This is a genomic window from Oscillatoria sp. HE19RPO (assembly GCF_024220515.1).
Classification (GTDB): domain Bacteria; phylum Cyanobacteriota; class Cyanobacteriia; order Cyanobacteriales; family Laspinemataceae; genus Laspinema.
In genome coordinates, this window is record NZ_JAMXOT010000299.1 from 1 (window position 1) to 9,167 (window position 9,167).

The 9,167-nt window shown below is 47.9% G+C and carries 6 protein-coding genes; all 6 read right to left on the minus strand.

Features of this window, described 5'->3' with window-relative positions; translation table 11 throughout:
- Positions 1 to 176: 176 nt before the first annotated feature.
- The 6 genes from NG833_RS24155 to rpmB all read right to left on the minus strand — a co-directional run bounded on the left by NG833_RS24155 (position 177) and on the right by rpmB (position 8,846).
- Positions 177 to 710, minus strand: a complete 534-nt coding sequence (locus NG833_RS24155; RefSeq protein ID WP_254567826.1) for a prepilin-type N-terminal cleavage/methylation domain-containing protein — start codon at positions 708 to 710, stop codon at positions 177 to 179.
- 156 nt (positions 711 to 866) lie between these two features.
- A complete protein-coding gene (locus tag NG833_RS24160) occupies positions 867 to 1,412 on the minus strand; it encodes a Tfp pilus assembly protein FimT/FimU (protein ID WP_254567827.1) in 546 nt (181 codons plus the stop codon).
- A 96-nt stretch (positions 1,413 to 1,508) separates the two neighbouring features.
- A complete protein-coding gene (locus NG833_RS24165) occupies positions 1,509 to 2,420 on the minus strand; it encodes a prepilin-type N-terminal cleavage/methylation domain-containing protein (protein WP_254567828.1) in 912 nt (303 codons plus the stop codon).
- A 74-nt stretch (positions 2,421 to 2,494) separates the two neighbouring features.
- Positions 2,495 to 3,175, minus strand: coding sequence for a prepilin-type N-terminal cleavage/methylation domain-containing protein (locus NG833_RS24170; protein ID WP_254567829.1), 681 nt, complete (start codon positions 3,173 to 3,175; stop codon positions 2,495 to 2,497).
- 220 nt (positions 3,176 to 3,395) lie between these two features.
- Entirely contained in the window at positions 3,396 to 8,324 is a 4,929-nt protein-coding gene (gene hpsA, locus NG833_RS24175; RefSeq protein ID WP_254567830.1) for a hormogonium polysaccharide biosynthesis protein HpsA, read from the minus strand.
- Positions 8,325 to 8,609: 285 nt separating this feature from the next.
- Positions 8,610 to 8,846, minus strand: coding sequence for a 50S ribosomal protein L28 (gene rpmB / locus NG833_RS24180; protein WP_015147179.1), 237 nt, complete (start codon positions 8,844 to 8,846; stop codon positions 8,610 to 8,612).
- Positions 8,847 to 9,167: the final 321 nt, after the last annotated feature.

Below are 9,167 nucleotides of genomic sequence, written 5' to 3' on the forward strand. Positions count from 1 at the left end.
TCTTGAACCCCTACCCCAGACTGAGAAACCGGGTTTCTACCACAACTTTTGCTAATTATCAAAAAATGAGGAAAGAAACCCGGTTTCTTGAACCCCTACCCCAGACTGAGAAACCGGGTTTCTACCACAACTTTTGCTAAGTTGACGGGTGTCGGGTTTTTATCCTCAACCTGACCTCACCCACACTTTTCCGTTTTCCGCATCGCCCCTAATAGGGTAGAAACAAACACACAGCGCTGTTTATTGCTGTTACTATTGCGGAGGCGAACCGTCACCCGTCCCAGGCGACCATTGGAGTTTCCTCTGTAGTTAAATTGCATTCGCCACACCCCATTTGTAGAGTATTGATAAAGGGTGGTTTTGCTTGGATCAAGGGTGACAAAAGCGTTGAGATTTTGCCAGTGTTGGTCTGTAGGAGTAACTGAAGCGGGATGAACCGCCCACTGAGCCACATCACCCAACTCTCGGAAACTGGCTTGATAAGTAATTTTTTGGTGAGTCGCTGTGGTTTTAGCTTTTAACAGCGCGTTGTACACTTCATTTTGACCGGCAGTGAGGCGAGTATTATTCAACCAATTTAGCCAACTGGGAATGCCTATAGCGGCTAAAATCGCGATAATCAAAACAACAATTAAACTTTCGATTAATGTGAATCCGGTGGTCGGTGAGTTGCGAAACCGCCGTCTGAGTTGATGAGTTAATAGCATCATTCAGCACCCTGATTATTGTTTAAAAATAAAATAAATCCTCGGGGGAGAAATTGGGAGGATTTGTAATATTTTTTTACAATTGTGATGAAGATGCAGGGGGATGCTGGGGAGACAGGATAGTCTAATGCGCTAAAAAATTAAGAACAAACACCAAAATTACGGCTGAATACAAGCATCCCCTTGGGCTTTACGGACGGTTCCTAAAAGGGTTTGAACGATAACGCAGCGTGGTGCACCGCCATTCTGAAGAGAGATTAGCATTGTTCCAGTTCCACTCTCGTCAGTGTGCCCTTTGTCGTCAAAAGTAATCGTCCAACTGGGGGGATCAATGAGGAGTTGCTCTTGCTCAATGTTCTGCCAAGTTGGAGTATTTTGGCTTGTATGTACCGCCCACTGAACTTTGCCCGTGGAAGGGTCTTGTCTGATCGTCACTTGTTGAGAAATTTTTTTCTGTCTAGCCTGCCTTTGACCATCAGTAATGGCTAAAGCAATGGCATCTTGACCTTTTCTTAAGCGAGTATTGTTGAGCATGGATAGCCAACTTGGGGCTGCGATCGCCGCTAAAATCCCAATAATAAAAACAACCACCAGTGCTTCAAGCAACGTAAATCCTTCCGCCAACTCCGGATGGTCACCTTCTCTCATTCTTTTGGTTGTCATCAACGGAAGGACTTTTCCCCCGAAAATATTTCTAATCATCATAACTTTACCTATACCTGACTTCAATAATGAGGTTGATTCGGGTTTCCATTTCAGGGGGAGTGTTCCCCCATGATTTCAGGAATCTGCTCCAAATTATTATTGACCAAAGCGAGTCCGAGCTTGCACCCGAGTTTGCACAGTGGGTAAAAAAGCAGCATCCCGAGACCCCGAAGCACCGCCTCTTGCCGCCGCATTACCCCGGAGAAAAACCATCGCTTCTTGAACCGTGTTGATGCCACCTGGATTACTCACACAAGCATAGAAACTGCTTAAATTTGACAGGAGAACATTGGGCTGTGGTGGAGGACTCACTGTATAAGTTGAGGGACAGGCGACTCTTTCAGGTTGTAAACCCAAATCCACCCCATCCACCAAAGGGACATCATTGAATTGAACCCCGTTAGAATTCCAGTTGGCAAAATCCCCGTTAAAACCATTATAACCAGGGGTTTCTTGTCCGTTTTCGTTCCCCAACTGCTCCCTTGTGTACTTGGGGAGATTAAATCGAGTGATCCGCCCGGGTCCTTGCCAAATGTTAGTTGGATTATCTCGGCGTAATGAGTAAATAACCAGGGTATAAAAGGCTAAATTATTTTCGAGAGTGTCATCATTATCAATCTTTAAATCATCCACCGGAAATCTTTCGAGTTTCCAAAATGCTAAGACTGGCTGGACATCTACATTATTGGGAATAAAATTAAAACTTGGACAGGATTCGGGAATATTGGTGCGTCTGAGGCAATCCCCCGGATAAATATAAACCGCTTCTCTCAGTTCGGCTGCTATATAATCCAGTGCTTGAGCCATTTCTTGTTGGGTTTGGCTTTTGGCGGTTTCGCGTTGCTCTGTTCCGAGGAGGCTAACCACCAAGGATAACACGGCATAAAGTGTGATTAGGGCTACCACCATGCCCATGAGTAGTTCGGGTAAAGTAAACCCGGCTGTTTTTTTCTGGGCTTTAGCCGCTATGTAATGGGTTAAAATATATTTTGCTTGATGAATCGCCATAGTTGTTTCCCCCGCTTATCTTATAATTTACCCATCAATAAAACGTTCAAGCCTATATTGATCCGGTGTTCCCTTCACTGACCCATTTGTGTTAACAATCTGTTGTAGTTGTCAAAAGCACTGGCTGAATCTGATTTCACAATCGGTACCGAGGAAGCTGCTAGGGGCAGACCGCCTTGGCTACTGGCAGCAGATAGCGCCAAAGACGCAGTTCCAATGGGTGTTTGAGTTGATAGGTTCCCCGCATCAATGGAGGCTCTTGTGTACACCCGCACCCCGAGAATAAAAGCCGCTAGATTCCGACCTGTATTCTGACCTGTACTATTTTGTTCTGGTTGTGTGTACGTTCTAAACCGTTGAATTGCCATATCCCATTGATTATCTTCATCTAAATGGACAGAACACCATTCAGCAGAGAGGTTTTCATGACAAGGCTTGATGGTACTCGGTGGAGCCACGACTGGAACATTTTGGGGCTTGATATTGCCGCGATCGGGAGGTAAACTCCCCTCGATACTTGTCAGAACAGTTTTACCCGGTCCGAGATTTTCGACCAAAAGCCGCACTCGGTCAACTTCTCCCTGGGCTAACTGCATGGCTTGTTGAGCGCGGTGAGCGCGCACCCGGGCGGCGATGGAGAGGGCGATCGGGGGACTGATGGCGACGACGGATATTCCCAAAATAACCACTGCAGTTAAGGACTCAATTAGGGTTAACCCTTGTTCTGTGGGATGTCTCGATTGTTTGTGTCTCATCTTGATTAACTCCATTTGACGAAAAGAACATCAATCAACGGTATGGTTTGGACCTTGGTGGGGGTCAGCCTTGTGGTCAAAATTGCTTCAAATTATTCCGCTTGTGAGAGGGAGAAGAGGGAATCAGCCCTGAGTATTCTCAGTGTTTCAGTTGAACGAGGGTTCAGGGCTGATACTCCCCAGCTAGATGCATCTAGGTTAACATCGGGTTTTCCCGGGACTAGCGACAAGGATAGTTAATCTCAGGAAGCTCTCGCAGCTTACAGATATAATCATTGTCCGCTGCGGGTTCGCGGTAGAACTCATCCCGTTTGTCGGAAACCTGGCTCATCCGGCGACCGGCAGGACCAGCAGGTGCTCTTTGCAACGCTACATCGTAACCCCAGTTCCGCAATGGCTCAATATAGTATTGGTAGATGGGCGCTCCTCCTATGGGCATTTGCTTAGAGGAGCCGGTATTAGGCATGATGCGATATTCCCAGGCATCCTGGTCAAAGGGGGCCGTGGCATAGTTGCTAAAGTGCAACTGAATCAAAGACCCTTGGATAATCAGGGGGACATTTCTGTTCCAGTCTTCCAAAACTCGGGGGAAGTTGTGTAAGCCTCCATTAATCTGCTGGGTTCGGGATGGAATTATGGAGCTAATCAGAATCATGTTGGTGGTCGTCTCAGCCGCCCGAGTCAGATTCCTTCTAGTTCCAAACGTCTGATAGGAGCCAGTATAGTTACCCGCGTCTTGGCTATAGAGCGTGGGGAGAGTGGGGGGATTTGACGGAAGGGTTCTTGTGATTTGCGCGATCCCATTTTTGGTGATCGCGATCGGGGATTTAGGAATCCGTCCCGCATCGATATTTTGCCAGAGGGTCTGACCCGCCTGGGCGTTGGGGTTGGGATTTTCCCAGGGATTGGCTCTCAACCATTGCGTCCCGGCTGCCAGAGCGGTAATGGGAACATTTTGGTTGCGGTAGGATGTGAATTGGGCATTGGTATTACAGCCATAAATGGTTCGGCGATTCGGTTCGTTGAGTCTGCGAACTCCGTTGTATCCCGCAGGATCTGAAGCGGCTGGACTGCCTATTCCCGCAAAGATGATGCCATCTTCAATGCTGCCATCACAGAAGTTATCGGACAAAATCGTGATCGAGTCCGCAATGACTTCGGTATTGCGCCACCAGTCTTTACTCGGGTCGGCAAAATCAGCGTTTCGCTGGGCTTTACTGCGATTATAGAACTGAGCGCGAGTGAAGGTATTTCCCAGGGTCTGGGTGAACTCCTGGATGGTGTTGCGTTGTCCGGTCTGATTATTATGGTGCAGGTTAAATTGCCCTTGGGTATAAACCGGCTGATCGGTGATAAAGGACATCCCCCGCGATCGGTTATGGGTTGGCCGACGGCGTAAAGTCGCCCCATTTTTAAACCGGAATCCATAAGGACGGCGATCGGGGTCGGCATAGTAGTCCACGGATTTGAGATTCAGCTTTTTAGAGTTCGGTACATCTGCGTACCGTTCAAACTGTTCCAATCGCGCAATATTGTCTTCCCGGACTGCATCTTCCCGGAATGCATAGACGAGACCACTTTCTTCAGGGATGAAGTAGTCCCCGTTGTATTCGGTCTGGCGCAGCAGATTCAGATCGAGGTTCAACAAGCGCACGCTCATATTCTCCCGGCCATCATACAAGGCTGAATCCTTGATAGCCACTTGCCGGAGTTGGCCATTCACCAAAATCAGTTCTTGACTACTGCTGTTGGGATTGTCTCCCGTCGGACCAGCGGCGTTGGGGAGTTCCCAATCGAGGAAGTTAATCGCTCTGGGTTCTAGGACGATATCCTGTGGATTGACCACCCGGTAGGTAATGGTTCCTGTCGGGTTAGCTGTGGTTGAGATATAGGGGTTGGTGATATAGGGTTCCGCATTATTGGGTACACTAGCCGGTTGTGCTACTCCACCAATCGAATCAGTAGCATGATCGTGATTATCTGTCGGGAACAGGTAATAGAGGGAGGGGAATTTGGGTTCATTAGAGCAGAGGCGGGATAAGCTGATTAACCGCTGCTGATCAATAACCGAGCCGGTTAGGGCAGGAGGAGGCGAGGAAGAGCTAGGCGTAGGGTTAGTAAAACCCAATCCAAAATAGCTGTTACCTTGTGTTGCTGTTGGTGCTGTTCCTGCTGGTGGTTCGGTTACATCACAACTGATATGAAATTCAGTACCCCCAAAGATGGGTATCGTTGTATCCGGTGTAAAAGTAAATGTTCTGTCGTTAGCATGATTGTTGGGAGGACCTTCTAGATCGGGAGTGGCGCTACTACCCGGAGAAGTTGGCGGATTGAGGCTATAGTCCTCATCACTGCGTTTAAACCCATAGGTCCGATCTCGTTCCACTTGCTCCTTAAGCATCACAAATCGAGCCAGATTGACAATCTCCTTCATTCGGTTTTTGTCATTGGGCGGAGCGTCCATCCATTTACGCTCTAAGGCAGCAATATAAGCTTCGGGCGACTGATTATAAGTGCCTGGATTTCCAAGAGTCCCTAATTCTCCATTACTTGGATCCCCATCTTGTAAGAGCCAAAGCTCGGTAGCTAAACCTTCCAATCCAGTATTGGGAGGGGTAGGAGTCCCACTCAATCCCAATCCAGTTGAGCGATTGGTAGCATTCTCATAATCGTAATCTTCCAGATTTTTGATATTGTAGGCCAACATCCCCAAGGCTCCTGCCGCAGTATGCAGAGTAGAGCGATCGGCAATACTCATATCTGGAATTAATGCAGAATTACCGGGAGCACCGGGATAGTGCCTGATTCCTAGGTTACCTGGGAGGTTTTGAACAATCCGCCGCAAATTAGAGAAGTCTCCCCACATGGTTAACTGAGCCGAGGGCAGCCTGCCTCCTGGTACACTGGGTCCTTGAGGGGGTTGTACTGGAAATGCTCCATTGGGGTCCCCGGAAAAATAAGCCAGGTTTTCTAACGCGATGCGCAGGGGGTTATTTGAGGTATTAATGGCAGAAGCAAAACTCGTTTCGTTGCCACCAAAGAAAGGATCAAACTCCCATCCATTAGTCCCTTTGCCGGTGAAGAAGTTAAAATCAATCCGGGGTTGGCCATTAATTTGAATGGTGTCAAAGTTGGCACTATCCTTGAGGGTGGCTGGAGTGCCCGGGTGAACCGTTGTGGCAACATAAGCCATCGGATAGTATCCCTGGCTCTGTTCTTCTTTATGATGATAAATCGCCGTAGCCTGGACTGCCGCTAAATTATCATATAAAGTCCGACGTTGACGCAGTTCATTGTCACGATCTCTCATGCTGGGATAGGCAGTGGTGAGGTCATAGGGATTGAGCGGGTCGTTACCAGGAGCTTTATCGCCCGAATCTGCAAAGTCTCCATCGCGATTTAAGTCTCTGATCCAGCCAAAAGCATTCCCCAGTTCCAGACGCTGACCCACGATAATCCTTGTGCCTTGATCCCGCGCTCGTCTTTCCCAATAGCCATCTAAGCCATATTCATCGGGTTCATCCACCGAAGGGGGATTATCGCGAAGTAGTAACTCTCGGGTTGCCACTTCGGGCGATCTTTCTTGAATGTATTCCCCATAATCAAAGCCTGCATTACTGGCTTCTTGAATCATACATTTCCCGGTCTCGGGATTGGGTACGGCTCTGCCATATCCGGTTTTCGGTCCAAAGCGGTCATCGGCCCGATAAATATCATCCAAGCTCGGCGGACAATCGGCGGTTGGAGGGGGCTGATCGGTGTCCGGTGGGATGCGATCGCTCAAGTTGACACGAGCTGACAACTGGGAGTCTGCTGCCTCCCATGCCCCATCTTCTGTCCATCCTTGATCGCTGCGGGGTTGATTATTAGCCGGATCGAGCAGCAATGCCTCGGGGTCCATGAGCAGATTGATAGCAGCCCCCGCATTGGTGAGGTTGACTGAATCGTTCGTATTATTGAGGCGAATCAGATCCTTCGGAGGCGTTGCTTCATCCCCAGCAGTTTCATGGAGATCAATGTTAACCACCCCGGTAAAAGCGCCATCTAAATCCGGTGCAGCGGGAACAGCAAATACCAGTTGATTTTTGGCGCTGATTTCTGAGTTAATATTAGGTTCATAAAAACAAGACCCTTTAGAGCTAATCAGGTAAGAATTCACGCCACCAATGGCTTTCATGAATATACTACCTTCACTGTGCATGGCTCCGTTCCAGTTGAATATGGGACCGGGATACACTTCCATATCCGTCCGGAACCAGGCTCCCCATTTGTTGCCCTGTTCATAGTATCGATCCTGCTGATACTCAAGGGTCGAGAGCATGGGATTAGAGGGGGAAGGATTCCCAATTAGCCGATTGGGAAGGGTCAGAGCATAAACTTGAAAATTCTTTTTGAGAATCGCCGCATTCAGAGGAAACCACCCTTGGGTTCTTTCTTCCCCTGTGTCCTCATCAATGATTTTACAAGCTGGGTCATTGTCCGTATTCGTCGAAGTTAAAATCGGACCACTTCGCACAACTAAGGCATTTGCTCTTGCCTCTTCCGTTTGTAGAGTATTTGGCCCATTTATTATGGTTTGACCATTTCTATCGGTGCGTCCGATTAGGGTATAAACGGTGACTAAATCCTCCGGGTCATTCGTGTTCCCGTTGCCATTAACATCGGTTTTAAATAACCAGGCAGGAGCTTGCTCTCCGTTGTCGCTAGACAGAGTGACTTTGGTTTCATCGGAAAATGTAAAACTTAACTGGCTGTTTTCATCCCGTTCAAGAAGTTTCTGTTCCAGAACTTTTTCATCTGGAATACCCGGGGGTAAATATTCAGGATTAAAGAGTTGTTCTAACTTTGCTCTAGCGCGATCCACTGCCGGAGTTGCTGCATTCAGGAGTTCCTGCCGCTGGAAGTCACCAATGACATCAGCCGATCGCTGATAAGATCGAAAGATTAAAGTGCTGACCACCAAAAACATCACCAAGATGAGTAGCGTTGTTGTGGGCAACACAAAACCCGCCTGCAATCGACGGCGTGACGTGACGAAGGCAGTGCGGAGAAAACGATAAGTATTTCGACTTGTTAGCTTCTGAGCAAATCGAATGATTGCTTGCACGAGGTGCGTTAGCGCTTTTTGGATTTTGTGCTTTCTAGCCATAGCTACTCCGTGAGTGCAGGTGCCATTAATTGAGAAATGGAGAGTCTTTTTTCTGTGTTAGCTTAAAAATCCCGGAATTGACTATCCGTATATTTCCGGAGATTGTTGTTAAACTATTGTATTATCTAGTTTTTAGGTTACCCAGCTAGATAGAAAAATCAATCAGCCTAGGGTTAGAAAGTTTGTCAAAAGGGACCCAGGGAAATGATTATAGGACCCTAATATGAAAAGAGGCACGGCATTGCCGCGCCTCTTCATTGTAAAGGTTCCCCAGGGGCTGGAATCTTAGTATTTGGACAAATTGATTCCCGCTTCCTTGGCGTAGGCTTGCAACCCCTTGTTATTCAGGGTTTTGATAGCGGTGGTAGAGATGCGGAGTCTCACCCAGCGGTTTCCTTGGGGCCACCAGACTCGTTTCCATTGCAAGTTGGCTTCTTGCAGCTTATGGGTCCGGCGGTGGGAGTGGGAAACGGCCATTGCGTTATTCGCCTTTTTGCCGGTGAGTTGACATTTGCGGGACATGGTTTCTCCTTCGATAGTTGAGCTATGTGGAAACGCGATCTTCTATTGTACCGAGTTTTGGGGAAGGATGGGGTCGTTGTCAACGGTTTCTTGCTCTTGGGTAGGGGGCTCAGAAACCGGGTTTCTTCCCTAAATTTAAGACAATTAGCAAAAATAGTCGCAGAAACCCGGTTTCTTGCTCCTTGGGTAGGGGGCTCAGAAACCGGGTTTCTTCCCTAAATTTAAGACAATTAGCAAAAATAGTCGCAGAAACCCGGTTTCTTGCTCTTGGGTAGGGGGCTCAGAAACCGGGTTTCTTCCCTAAATTTAAGACAATTAGCA